At 41.4% G+C, this 19,392-nt stretch carries 21 protein-coding genes; 8 read left to right on the forward strand and 13 right to left on the reverse strand.

Annotated elements, in window-relative coordinates:
• Positions 1 to 618 carry a 50S ribosomal protein L3 gene (gene rplC, locus PQ461_RS17990; protein WP_274206921.1) on the reverse strand — a complete coding sequence of 206 codons (618 nt, stop codon included), beginning with the start codon at positions 616 to 618 and terminating at the stop codon, positions 1 to 3.
• Positions 619 to 906: 288 nt separating this feature from the next.
• Between rplC and PQ461_RS17995 the strand changes: the two genes are divergently transcribed.
• The 3 genes from PQ461_RS17995 to PQ461_RS18005 all read left to right on the forward strand — a co-directional run bounded on the left by PQ461_RS17995 (position 907) and on the right by PQ461_RS18005 (position 3,483).
• On the forward strand, positions 907 to 2,784 hold the full coding sequence (locus PQ461_RS17995; protein WP_274206922.1) for a M1 family metallopeptidase: 1,878 nt from the start codon (positions 907 to 909) through the stop codon (positions 2,782 to 2,784).
• Between the two features lie 111 nt (positions 2,785 to 2,895).
• Positions 2,896 to 3,120, forward strand: coding sequence for a DUF433 domain-containing protein (locus PQ461_RS18000; protein ID WP_274206923.1), 225 nt, complete (start codon positions 2,896 to 2,898; stop codon positions 3,118 to 3,120).
• Entirely contained in the window at positions 3,121 to 3,483 is a 363-nt protein-coding gene (locus tag PQ461_RS18005; protein WP_274206924.1) for a DUF5615 family PIN-like protein, read from the forward strand. It abuts the gene before it with no gap.
• Here PQ461_RS18005 and PQ461_RS18010 read toward each other — a convergent pair.
• Positions 3,480 to 4,739 carry a prephenate dehydrogenase gene (locus PQ461_RS18010; protein ID WP_274206925.1) on the reverse strand — a complete coding sequence of 420 codons (1,260 nt, stop codon included), beginning with the start codon at positions 4,737 to 4,739 and terminating at the stop codon, positions 3,480 to 3,482. The genes PQ461_RS18005 and PQ461_RS18010 overlap by 4 nt on opposite strands.
• A 146-nt stretch (positions 4,740 to 4,885) precedes the next feature.
• Between PQ461_RS18010 and PQ461_RS18015 the strand changes: the two genes are divergently transcribed.
• From PQ461_RS18015 to PQ461_RS18025, 3 genes are read left to right on the forward strand one after another with little or no spacing between them, the layout of a single operon-like run.
• Positions 4,886 to 5,638, forward strand: coding sequence for a hypothetical protein (locus PQ461_RS18015; protein ID WP_274206926.1), 753 nt, complete (start codon positions 4,886 to 4,888; stop codon positions 5,636 to 5,638).
• Between the two features lie 14 nt (positions 5,639 to 5,652).
• Entirely contained in the window at positions 5,653 to 6,108 is a 456-nt protein-coding gene (locus PQ461_RS18020; RefSeq protein WP_274206927.1) for an EVE domain-containing protein, read from the forward strand.
• Positions 6,109 to 6,125: 17 nt separating this feature from the next.
• On the forward strand, positions 6,126 to 6,278 hold the full coding sequence (locus tag PQ461_RS18025) for a hypothetical protein (RefSeq protein ID WP_274206928.1): 153 nt from the start codon (positions 6,126 to 6,128) through the stop codon (positions 6,276 to 6,278).
• A gap of 42 nt (positions 6,279 to 6,320) precedes the next feature.
• Here the strand turns inward: PQ461_RS18025 and PQ461_RS18030 are convergent, their stop codons facing one another.
• The 7 genes from PQ461_RS18030 to PQ461_RS18060 form a co-directional block, all read right to left on the reverse strand.
• Positions 6,321 to 8,693: an ABC transporter permease gene (locus PQ461_RS18030; RefSeq protein WP_274206929.1), complete on the reverse strand. Its 2,373-nt coding sequence runs from the start codon at positions 8,691 to 8,693 to the stop codon at positions 6,321 to 6,323.
• A gap of 398 nt (positions 8,694 to 9,091) precedes the next feature.
• A complete protein-coding gene (gene rpsJ, locus PQ461_RS18035; RefSeq protein WP_078347761.1) occupies positions 9,092 to 9,397 on the reverse strand; it encodes a 30S ribosomal protein S10 in 306 nt (101 codons plus the stop codon).
• A gap of 164 nt (positions 9,398 to 9,561) precedes the next feature.
• Positions 9,562 to 11,673 carry an elongation factor G gene (gene fusA / locus PQ461_RS18040; RefSeq protein ID WP_274206930.1) on the reverse strand — a complete coding sequence of 704 codons (2,112 nt, stop codon included), beginning with the start codon at positions 11,671 to 11,673 and terminating at the stop codon, positions 9,562 to 9,564.
• Between the two features lie 93 nt (positions 11,674 to 11,766).
• The gene (gene rpsG / locus PQ461_RS18045; RefSeq protein WP_274206931.1) at positions 11,767 to 12,234 is read right to left on the reverse strand and encodes a 30S ribosomal protein S7; all 468 of its coding nucleotides are present in this window, start codon (positions 12,232 to 12,234) and stop codon (positions 11,767 to 11,769) included.
• A 19-nt stretch (positions 12,235 to 12,253) separates the two neighbouring features.
• Positions 12,254 to 12,667 (reverse strand): 30S ribosomal protein S12, encoded by a 414-nt coding sequence (gene rpsL, locus PQ461_RS18050; protein WP_207424095.1) that lies wholly within the window; start codon positions 12,665 to 12,667, stop codon positions 12,254 to 12,256.
• A 191-nt stretch (positions 12,668 to 12,858) separates the two neighbouring features.
• Entirely contained in the window at positions 12,859 to 13,374 is a 516-nt protein-coding gene (locus PQ461_RS18055) for a hypothetical protein (RefSeq protein ID WP_274206932.1), read from the reverse strand.
• A gap of 82 nt (positions 13,375 to 13,456) precedes the next feature.
• Positions 13,457 to 13,942, reverse strand: a complete 486-nt coding sequence (locus PQ461_RS18060; protein ID WP_274206933.1) for a hypothetical protein — start codon at positions 13,940 to 13,942, stop codon at positions 13,457 to 13,459.
• 254 nt (positions 13,943 to 14,196) lie between these two features.
• Here PQ461_RS18060 and PQ461_RS18065 point away from each other — a divergent pair, with 254 nt between their 5' ends.
• Together PQ461_RS18065 and PQ461_RS18070 are read left to right on the forward strand one after the other, a co-directional pair.
• Entirely contained in the window at positions 14,197 to 15,801 is a 1,605-nt protein-coding gene (locus tag PQ461_RS18065) for a sensor histidine kinase (protein WP_274206934.1), read from the forward strand.
• Positions 15,794 to 16,201, forward strand: a complete 408-nt coding sequence (locus PQ461_RS18070) for a response regulator (RefSeq protein WP_274206935.1) — start codon at positions 15,794 to 15,796, stop codon at positions 16,199 to 16,201. Before PQ461_RS18065 ends, PQ461_RS18070 begins: the two co-directional genes overlap by 8 nt.
• On the opposite strand, the gene PQ461_RS18075 is transcribed toward PQ461_RS18070, so the two are convergent.
• The 4 genes from PQ461_RS18075 to PQ461_RS18090 are packed head-to-tail and all read right to left on the reverse strand — an operon-like array spanning position 16,198 to position 19,343.
• A complete protein-coding gene (locus tag PQ461_RS18075; RefSeq protein WP_274206936.1) occupies positions 16,198 to 16,476 on the reverse strand; it encodes a hypothetical protein in 279 nt (92 codons plus the stop codon). The two genes, PQ461_RS18070 and PQ461_RS18075, sit on opposite strands and share 4 nt — an antisense overlap.
• Entirely contained in the window at positions 16,473 to 17,870 is a 1,398-nt protein-coding gene (locus PQ461_RS18080; protein ID WP_274206937.1) for a radical SAM protein, read from the reverse strand. Before PQ461_RS18080 ends, PQ461_RS18075 begins: the two co-directional genes overlap by 4 nt.
• Positions 17,863 to 18,612, reverse strand: a complete 750-nt coding sequence (locus PQ461_RS18085; RefSeq protein ID WP_274206938.1) for a prolipoprotein diacylglyceryl transferase — start codon at positions 18,610 to 18,612, stop codon at positions 17,863 to 17,865. The genes PQ461_RS18080 and PQ461_RS18085 overlap by 8 nt, the downstream gene beginning before the upstream one ends.
• A 53-nt stretch (positions 18,613 to 18,665) precedes the next feature.
• Positions 18,666 to 19,343 (reverse strand): peptidase associated/transthyretin-like domain-containing protein, encoded by a 678-nt coding sequence (locus PQ461_RS18090; RefSeq protein WP_274206939.1) that lies wholly within the window; start codon positions 19,341 to 19,343, stop codon positions 18,666 to 18,668.
• Positions 19,344 to 19,392: the final 49 nt, after the last annotated feature.

A 19,392-nucleotide genomic window follows, 5' to 3' on the forward strand; every position in this document is an offset into this window, starting at 1 on the left:
TTATTTATCAACGATTACGAATGAACCCTTAGCTCCTGGGATAGAGCCTTTAACCACTAACAAATTTTGTTCTGGATACACTTTAACCACTTCAAGGTTTTGAACCTTTACGCGCACATTACCGGTTTGACCAGCCATGCGCATACCTTTAAATACGCGTGATGGCCATGAAGATGCACCCAGTGAACCCGGAGCTCTTAACCTGTTGTGCTGACCGTGGGTCTGCATACCAACACCACCAAATCCGTGACGCTTTACAACGCCCTGAAATCCTTTACCTTTTGAAGTACCAACAACATCCACGAAATCGCCAGAAGCAAAGATATCGACAGTAACGGTGTCGCCTAAGTTCTTTTGATCCTCAAATGTTTTGAATTCAACAAGCTTGCGCTTTGGAGTGGTTCCGGCTTTCTGGAAATGACCTTTTAAAGGAGCAGTAGTGTTTTTTTCTTTTTGCTCATCGTATGCTAACTGAACAGCTGCATACCCGTCTGCCTCTACAGACTTCACTTGTGTTACTACACAAGGACCAGCTTCGATTACGGTACAAGGAATGTTTTTTCCCGCCTCATCGAAAATACTGGTCATACCTACTTTTTTACCAATAATTCCTGACATTTTCTTTTTTAGCTTTTTTTGTTGCCCATCGAAGCAGTAGGGCTTCGTTCAAGGCATAATTTCCCCCGAAAGGGACGGCAAAGATAGGAATTATTAATTAACTCTCAAATACTTACGAAATTATTTTTTAGAGAATTTTCTTACTTACAGCAAGTTACGGAAGTAACCGGCATATGGAACAATAAATTGCAGGGTTTAGTGATGCAATTATAGCAAGGATCGGATCAAAATACAATGCATTAATTAAATTTCTGTTGTATTTGTTAATATTGTAGCAAACTAACAATAATGTATAAAAAACTCATTATCAGCGCCATTCTGTTATGCTTTTTAACAGGCGCAATGGCACAATCGCTTTATATGCCGCGCGATATTAAACGCGCCTTTGACAAAGGCACGCGATCTGCGGACGGAAAGCCTGGAAAAAACTACTGGCAAAACCATGCACGTTATGACATTCATATCACAACCGCACCACCAGACCGTAACATAAAAGGCAAAGAAGAAATTGTCTATGTAAACAATAGCCCGGATACCTTAAAGGCGCTAAACATGAAACTGATTATCAACATCCACCGCCCCGGCGCAGCAAGGTTAAGGCCGGTTGGCGATAATTACCTTACCCCGGGTATGCAGATTGATACTTTTTTAGTGAACGGCACAAAGGTGAACTGGGATAACACACGCAAAGGTGCAACCAATGAAGGCGTTATGCTGACCAAGCCCCTGCTTCCGCACGACTCTGTGAAACTGAACATCAATTTCCATTACCAGATCTCTTTACAAAGCGAGCGCGAGGGCATGATCGACTCTACTACTTATTACTTCGCTTATTTCTATCCGCGCGTTTCTGTGTATGACGATTACAATGGTTGGGACCGCCTGCCATTTACCGACGCGCTTGAGTTTTATAACGACTTCAACGACTATAAGCTAAGTGTTACCGTACCTAAAAATTATTTAGTTTGGTCAACCGGTACATTGCAGAATGCCAACCAGGTTTTACAGCCTGAATATGCCAAACGCCTTCAGGCATCCTTCACAAGTGATTCCACTATTCATGTTGCTACTGCCGAAGATATTGCCAAAAAGAAAGTTACTGCACAAAATGCCATGAACACTTGGGTTTGGACAGCAACCAACATCACCGATGTTGCCTTTGGCATAAGCGACCATTACGTATGGGATGCTGCCAGTACCGTGGTTGATGATGCAACAAAACGCCGTGCAAGTATGCAAGCCGCATTCTTAGATGAATCAAAAGACTTTCATCATTCGGTTCAATTTGGCCGTAATAGTTTAAGCTGGTTTTCGCATAACTGGCCAGGTGTACCTTATCCTTTTCCAAAGATGACCGCCTTTCAGGGATTTGCAGACATGGAGTATCCAATGATGGTGAACGACAGCCACACTGACGACCTGCGTTTTGCACAATTTGTACAGGACCATGAAATTGCACATACCTATTTTCCATTCTACATGGGCATAAACGAAACCCGCTATGGTTATATGGATGAAGGCTGGGCTACCACATTTGAGTACCTGATTGGCCAGGCAGAGGTTGGCAAAGATGGCGCTGATAAACTTTACAAAGCTTTCAGGATTAACCGCTGGATACATGACCCATCATCAGCAGAAGACTTGCCTGTAATTACCCCTACCAGCGAACTGTTTGCAGGTGCAGGTAATAACGAATATGGTAAACCATCATTAAGTTACCTGGCACTTAAAGATATGCTTGGCGACGAGCTCTTCAAAAAAGCTTTGCATACCTATATGGACAACTGGCATGGAAAACACCCTATTCCGTGGGATTACTTTAACTCGATGAGTGCTGGTGCTGGCAAAAACCTGAACTGGTTTTTCAACAGCTGGTTCTTCACTAACGGGTATAATGATATTGCGATAACCAAAGTTGCCAAAGTAACCGGCGGCACTGCCATTACCGTTAAAAACATTGGCGGCTTTGTTATCCCTTTTGATGCGATGATTACTTATGCCGACGGCAGCACACAAACCATCCACAGGACATCTGCTTTCTGGGAAAACAATCAGAAAGAAGTAACCATGACGGTTAAATCTGCAAAGGCTGTTAAATCTGTTAAATTAGATGGCGGCATATTTATGGATGCCAACGAAAAAGACAATAGCTGGGAAGCTAAATAATTATTTCAGATACAAGAAGTAAAAAAGCAAGAGACATGATAATTGCCTTTAAAAAAAAAGCGACCTGTTAACAGGTCGCTTTTTTAATTACTTAATGTTATATTTGGTTATATGTCAAAGCTTGATAGAATAACATCGGATCCTCAAATTATGGGTGGTAAAGCGTGCATTAGAAATATGCGAATTACTGTTTCATTGGTCCTTAATCTTATAGCTAATGGCTTAAGCAAGGAAGATATTATTAAAGAATATCCACTTATCGAACTTGAAGATATTGATCAGTCCCTTAAGTATGCAGCTTATCTTGCAGAAGAAGAGTTATATTCATTTAATTAAATGAAATTCCTTTTAGATATGGGAATCTCAACCAGAACTCTCAGTTGGTTAAAAGATCAGGAACATGATGCTATCCACTTATCGAACGAAGGATTACATAAGCTTTCAGATTTAGATATTCTAATAAAAGGCTCTAAAGAGGGCAGGATAATCGTTACCGCTGATATGGACTTTGGAACTTTATTAGCAACTCATCCTGAATATGAAACTTCTGTTATACAGTTTAGGGTAAGTGATTTCAGTCCGGATAACATTATTGAAAAATTAAGCTTAATATTTAATGATTTTAATCTGGAGTTATCTAGTCCAAGAATCATCACCGTAAAGGATCATCAGATACGCATAAGAAAGCTCCCTATCTAATCCATCATCAACCTTCTGATCAACTCTGCGCTTTGTTTTTTGCCTTCATCTAAACGGTCGCTGAAGAAAGTCTGCACTTCGTTAAAGTGTTTCTTATAGCCTTCCATATCGCCGTAGCTGATAATTGACGACCATTCGCGCACAGCCGAATGGAATTCCAAATCATCGCCGCGAATAGTTTTATCATAGAGTGCGGTTTCTATAGATTCTTCGAGCAGAGCTTCATTTTTAAAAAGGTATTCGGCAATACCCAAACGCAAGCGGAATGGTGGTGTCTGCGCAATCAGGTTATCATACGGGTTTACTCCTAAATGATACCAGGCATCAACCATACTTAATATACTTAAATGTGAGTTTGGCTTTGGATGTGCAGAGGTGTCTGCCAGCGAAAATTCTTTCATCACCTGCTCATTAAACATGATCAGTTTCCGGCTTTCATGAAATACAAAGTCGCGGGCTTTATAAATACGCTCCCTGAATGCCTTTTCTTCTTCCATAATCATGAGCTTAAACAACTCCGATTCTGAAAGTGCATACCTTTTTACCTGTGCCTTTGCATAAGGATTAAGGATAGCCAGGCCGGCATACACGTGTGCTTTGTAACTAAATATACGTAGTGTGGTCAGGATCTTAACATTATCGATGCCTCCATGATATGAAGCATTATCCCACGGGAAAAAACCTGCCGATTTCCACGCCGTGCCCATACTCTCGAAACCAACGTGGGTTACCGCCTGCGTATCGGCAACAATCTGATCATGCTGATGATAGTCGGCTAATTCTACAATGTTTGTTTCAAGGCTGTCAAATAGCTCATACATCAATCGGTAAGCATCATCATCAGCCCGGTGCCTTATCAGGATTAGCTTTTGCCCTTTGGGTTCAAAACCCGGCCCATGCATGGCATGAAAAGTTACAATATGTGCGTTTGCAGGTACATAAGTTTCAAAAACACTAATCTCCGGTTGTTTTACAGATGTTTGCCCGGCTACTATTGTTCCCGGCTTTATGGCCTGGTAAGATTGTGCAACTACCTGTTCAAATCTTTCAGCCTCAACAGAATAGATCAGCAGTTCGCTTTGATGGGCTACCGCTGTGCCATTATCTAAAACCGAAATACCAAGTGGGTTTAATTCGTCTTCAAGCCTTTCACGGTTTTGCGGCAGATCACAGCCAAAAACCTTATGCCCTGTCTTTGCAAAAGCCTTCGCATAAAGCTTGCCCATATCTCCCAAACCGATGATACCGATATTCATGCTGCTAATATAAGTACCATAAAGCTAATCATCACGTTATAGTACTATTTGCGCAACTTTAATTAACATTTAATATATTAGTGAACCATCTTAACATATATGCGTTAATTTTGGATCATTAAACAAACATCAAAAACTATTACCAAATGACTAACAAGCTGTTTTTTAAAAGTTTGCCGGCACTCATCTTTCTGCTAAGCACATCGCTTTATTCTATAGCACAGGATAGCACAAAGAAAGCCGCTACCAAACCTGCTGTTACAAGGCCTGTACAAAAACCAACTACTTACCCTGCAGCAAAAACAGCCGTTCCGCAAGCTACTACCCCAGGTACAGTACCGCCAAACAATGCGGCACGTGGTTATACATCAGCCCAGCCAGCACCCCCAAATGACCGTAGTATAAAAGGACAATACCAATATTTAAACACCAAAGTTTTTGGCTATCAGCGCCCGCTGGTTGAGGCCTTTTATAAAAGTGTTACCGATACTTTAAAATCAGAAAGAAAGAAGGCAAAGGAAGCACAAGCCAACTTAACATCACTAACAGATACGGTTAAAGACCTGCATAAGCAACTATCTACACAAGGCCAGTCGTTAACCGAATCAACCGAAAAAGCCGATAGCATTAGCTTATTAGGTATCCACATGAGCAAAGCCTCGTACAACAGCCTGATGTGGGGATTGGTAATAGTTTTTGGCGCAGTTGCCGCTTTTGTCATCTTTCGCTCGGGTACTTACAGCCGCGAAGCAAAGTACCGTATCAAACTTTATGAAGAGCTTGACGAGGAATACAAGAACTATAAAATCAAGGCTAACGACAAAGAGAAAAAACTGGCCCGTGATCTGCAAACTGCCCGTAATAAAATTGAAGAAATTACAGGAAAGCCTGATTATTGATTAATAGCCAACTAATGCCAGCAAGAGCTTTCTTATTTGGGTGGAACCCCGTTAAATGGCCGTGGGAGGATCTCGATCTGGATATTCAGAAATTATCAACAGAAGGTACACTTAAAGAAGATTGGAGCGCAGCAAGCCACAAGGCAATAAAACCTGGAGACAGGGCTTTTATTGTGAGGCTTGGTGCAGAGCCACGCGGCATTTTTGCATCAGGTACAATTACATCTAATCCTTATCCTGCTTACAGGAATGGCAGGCATTATTACCGGGTAAAAATTGACCTGGATGTATTGCTTAATCCAGATAAGGAACGCATCTTAACTTTTGATATTCTTAAGATAGGTAACCTTGCTGCGCAAACATGGGCGCCGCAGGCGTCGGGAATTTCTATCAGACCAGAGCTTGTTGACGAACTTGAAAATTTGTGGCTCGATTTTTTGGAAACAAAAGACCAGCATGACGACTTTTAATACCATAACAATTGAATATGGAATATCAACCCGGAGACTTGGTATCTACGCCAAACGGTAATGGCTATGTGAATGAAGTAATAGAAAATCAGGTAATAGTTGACCTGATTGATGGTGACGACCGTCGCGAAGTGTTCGACATCACACAAATAGCACTATTAGAAGAATAAAACAAAAGCATCCATTACAGGATGCTTTTGTTTTATATAAGCCTATTCTGTTCTCAGGCTTTTTATAGGATTAGCTAATGCAGCTTTTATGGCTTGAAAGCTCACTGTCAGTATGGTGATAGCAACAGCCCCGACGCTTGCCAGAATAAACACCCACCATGATATTTCTGTATGGTATACATATCCTTTAAGCCATCCGGAAAGATAATACCAGGCAAGCGGTATAGCGATGATACATGATATAATTACCAAAGCCAGAAAGTCTTTAGAAAGCATGGTCCATACGTTATAAACAGAAGCACCTAATACTTTGCGCACACCAATTTCTTTAGTACGTTGCTCGGCAACAAACGATGCCAAACCGAACAATCCTAACGATGAAATAAAAATGGCCAGTATGGCGAAGAAAGTGGCAAGATTACCGATCCTGATCTCGTCTGCAAATTTTTGTCCGTATTCAGTATCGGTAAATTTAAAATCAAAGGGACTGTTAGGATTATACTTTTTAAATACGGGTTCTATCTTTGCAAGCGCATCCTTAACAGGCATGTGCGGATTGATACGTAGTGTTATTACGTTTACCCAATTATAATCAAGCCTGAAGATTGTCCCTATTGCCGGTGTATAAGGCGAATCCATAATCATGTCATCAATTACACCAATAATGGTGTAGTTTTTACCATCGAACTTAATGGTTTTACCTACCGGGTTTTTAAAACCGATAACTTTTGCGGCAGTCTGGTTGATAACCATACCAAGGCTATCCGTTTTAAAAGCCCTCGAAAAATCCCGGCCGTTGTTAATATGCCAGCCAATGGTTTTACCAAAATCATGTGTTACGGCAATTGTACCGAATACCGGGTTTGTGGTTGGATCTTTACCCTCCCATTCATAACCAATTTGATTTGACCATACGCCTGTTGAAGGGCTTGATGATTCAGCAACATTTTCTACAGCTCCCGTTTTAATCAGGTCATTTTTAATGGCTTCATAATGCCCGTATAAGTCGGGCGTAGTCATATCCACAGTTATTAGCCCCTCACGGGTATAACCTACCGGCCGGTTCTTAGCAAACTGTATTTGCTTGTAAACAATGATTGTCCCGATGATGATTGCGACAGAAACTGTAAACTGAATAACTACTAAAACCTTGCGTGGCAAAGCAGCAAAACGGCCAACTTTAAATGTCCCTTTTAAAACTTTTACTGTATTAAAACCTGACAAATAAAAGGCAGGATAACTTCCGGATAGCACACCTGTAAATACTGTAAATACCAATGCCATTAACCAAAATAAAGGATTGGCCCAGGGAAGGGACATCTCTTTACTCGACAAACTATTGAAGTATGGCAGAAACAATAACACCAGCACAATAGACAATGCAAAAGCAATTAATGCCATTAAAACAGACTCGCTTAAAAACTGGTAGATCAATTGCTGCCTGACTGAGCCTATTGCTTTGCGAATACCCACTTCCTTTGCACGCTTTTCGGAACGTGCGGTACTCAGGTTCATGAAATTGATACAGGCTAACAGCAATACAAAAACTCCAATGATGCCAAACATCCACACATATTGGATACGGCCTCCATCCAGTTTGCCATCCACAAAATTACTTTCCAGGTGCCACTTGTTCATTGGATGTACCAGCACCCATTCATTACCCTCTTTAAAATGCGGGCGTACAATGGCTTTAATTTTATCAGTTACTTTAGCAAAATCTGCATGATCTTGCAGCTGCACAAAAATCTGAAAGCTATGATCGCCCCAGTTGATCATCGCATTTTTTAACCAGTTTTCGGTAGTCACATACTTATCCCAAGGCAGTAAAATCTTGGTGGTAGCAAAAGTGGAGTTCTGAGGCATGTCCTGGTATACACCAGCCACTTTCATATCCCATTTGTTACTGACCCTTATTGTTTTGCCCATTGGGTCGGCATCACCAAACAGTGACTTAATTAATGATGCACTTACCAATGCTGACGAAAGATCATTCAGGGCATTAATGTCACCTTTAACCATTTTAAGGGTTAACATTTTGGGGAAGTCTGGCTGTACCCACATACCGTGATCTGAAACCTTTTTATCACCCACTGCATAAGTAAAACCATTATTCCATGATGTAAGCGTTACGTACTTAAAGTCAGAACCATACTTGTTTTTTAGTTCCTGCCCGGCCGGAATAGGCATTGCCGGCTGCGTGCCTGTATGCCCATCAAAAGTCTGGGTTACCATAATTTGCCCTATGCGATCATGATTTTTGAAATTATGATCAAAGGAAATTTCATCCCAAATCCATAAACCTATTAAGATGGCTACAGCCATACCTAAGGCTAGGCCAAGTATATTGATGAAAGAATATACCTTGTTCTTTAAAAGGTTGCGCCAGGCTATTGTGAAGTAATTTTTAAGCATAAGGTTCCAATACTAATATAGTCAGGATGTACCAATATAGTGCCTTATAATATAAATAACTATCAATCAGATATTTATACATAATCAATCCTATATAAACTGTGCGATTACGATACAGTAGCTGTGCGGAGATGAACGTGTGAACTGTTATTTGTGATTGCGTGAGATATCTATCTATGACAAGTCTGTTCCAGTATCGTCATTGCGAGGCACGAGCAATCCCCGGCTTGCAGAGCGGCTCTGTATAGTTTGTGATTGCTTCGTTCCTCGCAATGACGCGTTTAGCACATATCTTGATTACCGGCTCCTTTCCTGTCATCGCAACATTCTCGGCTTTAAACAACAAAGGCCACCTTTATTCAGGTGGCCTTTGTTATATTTCGGATCTTCCGGTACTATCACACTTTGATCTCAACTTCAACACCGCTTGGCAGCTCAAGTTTCATCAGCGCGTCTACAGTTTTAGAGTTAGAGCTATAGATGTCTAACAAACGTTTGTAGCTGCACAGTTGGAACTGCTCACGTGCTTTTTTGTTTACGTGTGGTGAACGTAATACAGTAAACACTTTTTTCTCGGTTGGTAAAGGAAGCGGTCCGCTAACTACAGCGCCGGTTGGCTTTACAGTCTTAACGATCTTTTCAGCTGATTTGTCAACCAAGTTGTAGTCGTAAGATTTCAGTTTAATTCTGATTCTTTGGCTCATTTTTGTTCTTTTTAATGATGATTCACCGATTTAATAAGGCGATTTCACCGATTTGTTTTTGGTTACCCTAAGAGCTATTTATTAGGATAAGTCTGTAATTATAATTTGATTACACCGAATAATCTGTGAAATCACAAACTAATCGGTGCAATCGAAAATTTATATTAAGCGATAGCGCCTTTAACGCGGCCTTTAGATTTAGCAACCACTTCTTCTTGTACGTTACGTGGAGCTTCTTCGTAATGGTCAAACTCCATAGTTGAAGTTGCACGGCCTGAAGTAATGGTACGTAATTGAGTTACATAACCAAACATTTCAGAAAGTGGCACCATTGCTTTGATCACCTGTGAACCATTACGGGTGTCCATACCTTGCAGCTGGCCACGACGACGGTTCAAGTCACCGATAACGTCACCCATGTTTTCTTCAGGGGTTAAGATCTCGATTTTCATGATTGGCTCAAGCAATACCGGCTTACATTTTGGTAACGCCTCACGGTAAGCAGATTTAGCAGCAATCTCGAAAGATAATGCGTCTGAATCGACTGCGTGGAACGAACCGTCAATTAATCTAACTTTAAGGTTAGTTAACGGGAAGCCTGCTAATACACCGTTTGACATGGAAGCATTAAAGCCTTTTTCAACAGATGGAATAAACTCACGAGGGATAGAACCACCAGTGATTTCGTTCACAAACTGTAAGCCTTCTTTACCTTCGTCGGCAGGTGAAAGTACAACCTGGATATCAGCGAATTTACCACGACCACCAGTTTGTTTCTTGTAAGTTTCACGGTGCTGAGTAGTACCGGTGATTGACTCTTTGTAAGCAACTTGTGGCGCACCCTGGTTAACCTCAACTTTAAACTCACGTTTCAGACGGTCCATGATGATATCAAGGTGAAGCTCGCCCATACCTGAAATTACAGTCTGGCCGGTTTCTTCGTCAGAGTTTACGCGGAAGGTTGGATCCTCTTCTGCTAATTTACCAAGCGCTAAACCTAATTTATCAACGTCAGCCTGAGTTTTTGGCTCAATAGCTAAACCGATAACCGGGTCAGGGAATACCATTGATTCCAATACCACTTTGTTTTTCTCATCGCAAAGGGTATCACCTGTTTTGATATCTTTAAAGCCTACTACCGCAGCAATATCACCAGCACCTACGTTAGGAATAGGGTTTTGCTTGTTAGCGTGCATCTGGAAGATACGTGAGATACGCTCTTTGTTGTCAGAACGCATGTTGTGCACGTATGAACCAGCTTCAAGATTACCAGAGTAAACGCGGATAAAGCACAAACGGCCTACGAATGGGTCGGTTGCAATTTTAAATGCTAAAGCTGCAAATGGCTCTTTAACATCCGGTTTAATCATCACTTCTTCACCAGTATCAGGGTTAGTACCAACAACACCTTTTGAATCAAGTGGTGAAGGCAATAACTCCATTACATAGTCAAGCATGGTTTGTACACCTTTATTTTTGAATGAAGAACCGCAGGTCATTGGTACGATTTTACCAGCCAGGGTAGCCTGACGTAAAGCGTCCAATACTTCGCGCTCGGTGATGCTTGAAGGATCATCAAAGAATTTCTCCATTAATGACTCATCATACTCAGCAACTGCTTCTAATAATTTTTCTCTCCACTCGGTAGCTTCATCTAACAAATCGTCAGGGATTGGCACTTCAGTAAAGGTCATACCTTTATCATGCTCATTCCAAACCACACCACGGAAGTTGATTAAGTCAACCACACCTTTAAAGCCGTCTTCAGCACCGATAGGGATCTGCAATGGCACAGCGTGGCTGCCCAGCATATCACGTACCTGCTTAACAACTTTTAAGAAGTCGGCACCAGAACGGTCCATTTTATTAACGAAACCGATACGTGGTACGTTGTAGTTGTTAGCTAAGCGCCAGTTAGTCTCAGATTGAGGCTCAACACCGTCAACTGCCGAAAACAGGAACACCAAGCCGTCCAATACACGCAGTGAGCGGTTTACCTCTACGGTAAAATCCACGTGTCCCGGAGTATCGATAACGTTTACCTGGTATTTGTTGCCACGGTAGTTCCAGAATACGGTGGTAGCAGCCGAAGTGATGGTAATACCACGCTCCTGCTCCTGAGCCATCCAGTCCATAGTAGCAGCACCTTCGTGTACCTCACCAATTTTGTGGCTTACACCCGCATAGTACAGGATACGCTCGGTGGTGGTGGTTTTACCCGCATCAATGTGAGCGGCAATACCAATGTTTCTTGTATATTTAAGATCTCTTGACATATCTCTTTTCTATTTAGTGAGTTATTGAGTTAGTGAATTAATGAATATTAAATACCCGTTAACTCACACATTCACTAACTCACTAATTTTTGATTAGAATCTAAAGTGTGAGAACGCTTTGTTGGCTTCAGCCATTTTATGCGTATCTTCTTTCTTTTTAACCGCAGCACCTTCGCCTTTTGCAGCAGAGATGATTTCACCGGCTAATTTCTCCATCATGGTTTTTTCACCACGACGACGGGCATAGCTGATTAACCATTTCATACCTAAAGCTACTTTACGCTCCGGACGAACTTCGGTAGGTACCTGGAAGTTAGCACCACCTACACGGCGAGATTTAACCTCAACGGCAGGCATTACGTTGTTCAATGCTTTTTTCCATGTTTCTAAACCGTTCTCGTTGGTTTTTTTCTCAACGATATCAACTGCGTTATAGAAAATGCCGTATGCGGTAGATTTTTTACCATCATACATCATGTTATTTACAAACCTGGTTACCAATACGTCGTTAAAACGCGGATCAGGCAGAAGGATTCTCTTTTTTGGTTTTGACTTTCTCATTGTTACTATCCTCCTTTAATTATTTCTTTTTACCTTTTGCCGGTGCAGCTGCTGGCTGTCCTGGTTTAGGGCGTTTAGTACCATATTTAGAACGACGTTGGTTACGGCCGTTAACACCTGATGTATCTAATGCACCACGGATAATGTGGTAACGTACACCTGGTAAGTCTTTCACCCTGCCGCCACGGATCAACACAATTGAGTGCTCCTGTAAGTTGTGACCTTCACCCGGAATGTAGGCATTCACCTCTTTACCGTTGGTTAAACGTACACGCGCAACTTTACGCATTGCTGAGTTTGGTTTCTTAGGGGTAGTGGTGTATACACGGGTACACACGCCTCTTCGCTGTGGACAGCTGTCCAACGCTGGGGATTTACTCTTATCCTCCAGAGCTACTCTACCTTTTCTAACTAATTGCTGAATAGTAGGCATTCTTCCTTTTTAATGTTACAGTTTTATCCTTATTTTAAGGACTGCAAAAGTACACACTTATTTTTTGATTTTCAAGTGGTTGATAAAAAGTTTTTTACGGGAGTGGCGGGGCGGTTGGCGCGAGGTGCAGAGTGGTATTGAAACTGAGGTTAAGAAACCAATAATTAAAGCTATTATAAATAGTTTAAATCCTAATCAGAATATAAAGTTGAGAAAACTGTTAAAAGATTTTTTGCTTCATCTTTACTTTTAGCGCTTCCAAATGCATGTATTTGCCTTGGAAAATGCTTAGCATTTTTAATGTTTACTATTCCCTGAATGAAAAATTTGGATTTGCAATCATTAAACTCCCAATTCATCTTTTCGCTTAAAAGTACACCCTCTACTTCACTTGTTTTACAACTATCTGCTTCATCCATGGTAAATAACGCACCTGCATTTCCTAAATAAAAGCCACCATGAAAATGCGTTTTATCGGTAGTATCTGCAGGCCCAAAATAGTAAACATCAAAGTCGGGGCCACGACTTACCTTCACGATGTAATTATTTGGTAATGAAATATGGAACTTGCTATCTCCAACACGCTTTTTGATCAAACATTTCATGTATGGGTCTGCTAGAGAGACTTGAGTGTTTCTTTTGCAATTACTAAATAGCGCAATACAAAGAAGCCCTAAAAGCAACAATGCCGGTTTTAATTTATTCATGTGTAGTAAACATAAAAAAACCGCCCGGCTCATACAAACCGGACGGCACCTTAAACATCAAAACTTTTAATATTTACAACACTTATGATTTTTGTACATCGCCGCGGTGGGTAACTACACCTCTGCCCTGGCGGCTATTTTTAAACAGCTCTTTCATTTGCGCTTTTTGGGTATCGCTAAGGGTGGCAACAAAAGCTTTGCGGTTTGCCTTGCGCGCTGCTTTATTGTCGGCCATCATTTTTTGCTGATCGGCAGTTAATGTGCCTTTCAGTTTTTCCATTTTATCTTTACGGGAAAGGGTCTTGTCTTTCAACACCGCTTGCTGTTCAGGTGTAAGCGTTGCTTTAAATGCCTTGTGAGCTTCTTTCTGCTTTTCGCGGTTCTCCTTTAGCATTGCTTGCTGCTCTGGTGTTAAAATTGCCTTAAAGGCTTTAAAGTTTTTACCACCATGATGACGGTGCGCTACTGTATTGGTATCTGCCTTAGCTACAGTTTGAGCTTTAGCGCCAACTGCTACCGCTGCGGTAAGCAACGCCATCAGTGAAATTGATCTTACTAACTTTTTCATATGCTATTTAAATTAATTACAAGGATAGAGTGCTTATCCTGCCAAAGGTTTAAGTAACATTTATGTTAACAAACCGCCTGATGCAGAAATGCTTGCATTAGTAATTAACCATTAAGCAACAAAACATTTCCCACTGGTTTCAAGTTCACTCTTATTACAACTTATTGAGGTAAAATGACTTCAGGATTTTGGATCGGCATCTTTCTTGATATATTTTTAACGGATACTTCCCCATACTTTTTACGCTTACTAAATTGGCTCCTGACGTTCTTTTTAAACCGCAAGTACACTGCGGACCTGTTTGCAGGCCCGATACTGTATTAATGCATCAACAACAACGCGCCGGCTTAACTACCCAGGCTACTGAATTCTTCTCAAAACTATTTGATACCAGCGACTGGCCTCCGCGCTGGCATTGCGGCACCTGGTCTGATTTTCATGGCTGGTTATATATCATATCCGATCTGCTGATATGGGCATCTTATTTTTTAATACCTGTGTTATTGATACGCATGGTAACAGGCCGCAAAGACATGCCTTTCCCGAAAATCGTGTGGCTGTTCGGCGCTTTCATTATTCTATGCGGTACAACCCATCTTGTTGATGCCATTATTTTTTGGTGGCCTGCCTACCGTTTAAGCGCATTGATCCGCTTGCTAACGGCCATTATATCTGTATTTAGCGTATATGCTTTGTATCGTATACTGCCAATGGTGTTTTCGTTAAGAACGGTAAAAGATCTGGAGCATGAAATAAACGAACGCCGTATTGTGGAAGAAAAGCTTGCCGCAAGCGAATTTCTGCTTTCTGAAGCCGGCCGCGTTAGTAAAGCAGGCGGCTGGGAGTTTGACCGGCGTACACGACAGCTGACCTGGTTAAAAACTGTTTATGATATTTTTGAACTGCCTTATAATACTGATCTTAACGATATTGATGTTGCATCGTTTTTTAACGAGCCTTACAAACAACAATTACTTACAGCTACACACGAAGCGGTAAAGCAAAAACGCCGCTTAGACCTTGAACTGTTACTTACCACCGCTCAGAACAACCCTATTTGGGTACGTATCATCGGCGAAGCGGTTTTAGATGACCATGCGAACGTAATTAAACTGCGTGGCGTATTAATTGACATCAATAAGTATAAACTAAATGAGCTTGCACTTAACCAGTCGCTGGCATTGCTTAGCCAACAGAACCAGCAGCTCAAAAACTTCACGCATATTTTATCACATAATATACGTAACCATGCAAGTAATATGTCGCTGCTGTGCAGCTTTATAGAAGAACCTGTAGGCAGTGATAACAATGCTGAAATCTTCGATAAGATGAGCAATGTTTCATCTGCGCTAAACAATACGCTCGATGATTTGTCTACAGCATTAAAAATAAGAGAAGGCGGTGTACATTCAGAGGAGTTAAGCTTTACAGAGATAACCAATGATGTATTAAACGTTATGAATATGGACCTGGAAACTAACAAGGCGATGATAAGTACCGATTTCCAGGTCGACAAGGTTAATTTTCCGGGTATCTATCTGGAAAGCATCATTATGAATCTTGTATCAAACAGTATTAAATACCGAAAACCCGATCAACTACCTGTGATAAAGTTAAGTACTTACAAGAATACCGCAAACGATACCGTTTTAGAATGCAGCGACAATGGTATTGGCATTGACCTGCATTTACACGGACAAAAAATATTTGGTTTATATAAAACCTTCCACAAGCATAAAGACGCGCACGGCATAGGCCTTTTTTTAGTGAAGAACCAGATAGAATCTCAGGGAGGATTTATTGAGGTAGAGAGCACACCCGGAAACGGCACAACATTTAAAATAACGTTTAATGATTAAGGTAAATAAACTTTGTGTAATTGATGACGATGAGATATACACCTTTACCGTTAAGCGTCTAATTAAACAAACAGGTGCAGCCGAAGAAACTCTTTTCTTTGAGAACGGTCAGATGGCTATAGATCATTTCGTGAACTACCAGCACCAACCGGATATGTTACCAGAAGTTATTTTGCTGGATCTTAATATGCCTGTGCTTGATGGCTGGCAGTTTTTAGATCAGTTTACACAACTGGTGCCTGCTTTTGATAAAAGCATTACCGTTTACATCGTAAGCTCGTCTATTGATGAAGCTGATTATATCCGGGCAAAGGCAATCAGAGAGGTTAGTGATTTTATTGTAAAGCCAGTAAACGCAGACACTTTAAGAAACCTGGTCGGCCGTTTGAATGCCGCTTAGTGCATAGGCCCCATATGGAAACTATTTACGCAGGTACCAAAACCAATTATTAAAACAAGTAAACCTGCTAAGGCCCATGCCCACCTACTCTTCGCTATGGCCATAATGATACATACCACAAAGTGTATGATTGATAATATGAAGGCAAAAAACACATTATCCTTATCAGACGCTACAAGGACAATGGTATACAATGCGAAGGCTAACAGGTTATAACCTAATATCGCAAGGTCTGGCGTGCGCTTTTTTGGTGGCTGTATAGGTTGCTCTGTCATACTGCTATTTCATTTCTTAAGGTTTCAAGATATGCCGCTTTATCATCCCGGTAAAACAGGTTCATGGTTTCAAACGGAATGATCTGCATGTCTTTATTTACAATATGCACGCATGATTTTTTAATGGCGCGCACATCAAAATTTTGCGCATCAATAAAGTTCATGATAATCACCCTGAACAGGTTATCATAACCAAGGCCCGGCGCATCAATCTGCGGCAGGCAGCACATAATAGAATGTAAATGCTCTTTGGCTACATCAACAGAGTTACCTGTGCTAAACATATGCAGCAAGTGTTTTTTCAGTGTTTCATCCTGCTCATAAACAATGGTATTCCGCGAATTATCTAACAGGTCATTCGGATCAATCATCCGGGTAAGCGGGAAAACGTTGCATCCTAATTTTAAGGCATAACCCATTACCAGCGCATCGGGGTTACAAGGTACCGGCAAAAGATCCTGCGCCGTAAAAACATTAGTTTGTTCAAGTATCGCCGTGCGCACCTCTGTCATGGTGTAACGGTCTGTAGCCGGATTAAAATTCTCTAAACGGCCTGCCTGTTGTGTAGGTTGAAGCGTAACGCCCCGTACGCAACGCTGCTGCAAAGCATAATCTATAATTGTGCCTATCTCGTCGGTATTTAAACCCTTTTGCAGGGTTACCACCAGCGTGGTTGACAGGTTATACTTATTCAGATGCTCGATAGCTTTAGCCCTTACCTCTCGAAGATCTTCGCCACGCAGCTGTTCTAACGCTTCCTTTTTAAACGAATCGAATTGCAGATAGATCTCAAAATCGGGCATGTAAGTGGCCAGCCTTTTAACAAACTCCTCATCTTTAGCTATACGGATGCCGTTGGTATTCACCATCAGGTGTTTGATCGGCTTCCGTTTGGCAATATCCAGTATCTCAAAAAACTGCGGATGCACGGTTGGCTCGCCACCGCTGATCTGTACCACGTCTGGTTCACCCTCGTTGGCAACAATCACATCCAGCATCTGCTCAATTTCTTCAAGCGTACGGTGCCTGCCATAATGCGGCGATGACATAGCATAACAGGTTGGGCAACTTAAATTACAGCGGTCTGTAACCTCAATCACAGTAAGGCACGAGTGCTGCTCATGGTCGCGGCAAAGACCGCAGTCATAAGGGCAGCCGTAGTGCGTTTCGGCATTAAACTTCAAAGGCATTTCGCTGCGCTTGGCATAGTTGCGACAGTTTTTATAATACTCAATATCGGTGGCTATCAGCACCTTCTCAAAGCCGTGATGCCTGCAGTTTTTGAGCATATATACCTTATCATCTTCAAACACAATTTTTGCATCAACACGCCTTAAGCAGGTTGAACAAATGCTTAAAGTAAAATCATAATAAATATACGGACGCTCAGGCATAGGCTTTTTTTGATTTAAGGAACGGAAAAATAAAACTGGAGTAATAAATTAAACCAGCAATACAAGCTAACTGGATACTTGATAATCCGAAGCTAAAAAAATAATCGGGTTTAATAAACTCATCGCAAAATCTGAACAATAAGTAGCTCACCATTAATACTTTAAACTTACTACCATCTGCAAAATTGTGCTTTCTTTCTGTTATCAATAACGCGATCCAAAGTATCGCCCAAAACAATATTTCATACAAATTGGTAGGATGCCTGCGCACCCCATCGCCAAAATTAATTGCCCAGGGCAGGCTGCTTGGTGTACCATAAGTACCATCGGGCAAACCAGCAAAAAAGCAACCTAAGCGGCCAATGATCATGGATAAACAGATGGGATACACCATTAAGTCGCCCGAAGAGGTATTTACTCCGATAATTTTCTTGGTAGCCTCTACCCCGACAAGCCCACCCAGCAAGCCGCCTACTATAGTCGTATTACCCATGAAGTAAACAATATTCATTTCTGAGAACTTATCCGGCCTTTCTAGTACCCCCAGAATATGCGAGCCTAAAAATGCACCTATGGCAGCACCAATAAAAATAATCATCCGGTGCTGATCGCTGATGATGTCTTGCTTTTTATGCCGTAAATAAACATAAAACCTGTACCCTATTGTATAAGCAAGCGTTTCGCATACAAAGTGTACAGGGATTTCGGCATTGCCGATGTGGATATTTACAGGAAAATGCAATTTATACTATCGTTTCCCAATAATAGCGATTAAAGCGCTTAACTGAAATTTGTTTAAGGCGTTAACGGTTGTACCTTACGCTTTTCGGGCGGCAGCGCCATAAACTTTTTATAACTGTCGTTTATATAAGCCGCTAAAGAAGGGCCGCTATTGCTGCGGATAAATGCATAGCTTGGCCTGTAAAGCGTCATGAAATCATTAAGCTGCTCGCCTTTTAACGGTATAATACTGGTGACATAAGCCCTGCTGAATGCCGAATCAATTGTACGCTCCTGCATCTCGCGTTTAAAGTATTCTTTTAAACGGCGGGCATTACGGGCATCATGACTAAACCATGATGACGGTGAAAAAGGATAGACCTTGCTGCGTTCGTAAACTTCGGGATATTCTGCATGCGGGTCAAACTTTGAACTGGCACGGATGCTTACCTCACGCAACTCTATCGACTGCAATGTTAGCTCCACATTCTTTGGGCGCAGGTCTGTTACATACAAGGTATCAGATACATAACCCGGCGAAGAAAAAACGATGAGGTTACCAGCCTGGGCACGTATCTCATATTTACCATTTTTATCGGTAAGAGTTATCTGTTTGTTATTGGTGTTTTTAACAAACACATTGCTCATTTTACCTTTGCCACCCGCTTCTGACACCACACCTTTTATGGTTTGCGCCTTTACATTTCCAAATGCTAAAAAGCTAATTACAACGGCTAATATCCAAAGTTTCATAAAGCGTATAACCATTATTTAAACCATGAAGTTTTAAGAGGATAGAAAT

The organism is Mucilaginibacter sp. KACC 22063 (assembly GCF_028736115.1).
Lineage (GTDB): Bacteria > Bacteroidota > Bacteroidia > Sphingobacteriales > Sphingobacteriaceae > Mucilaginibacter.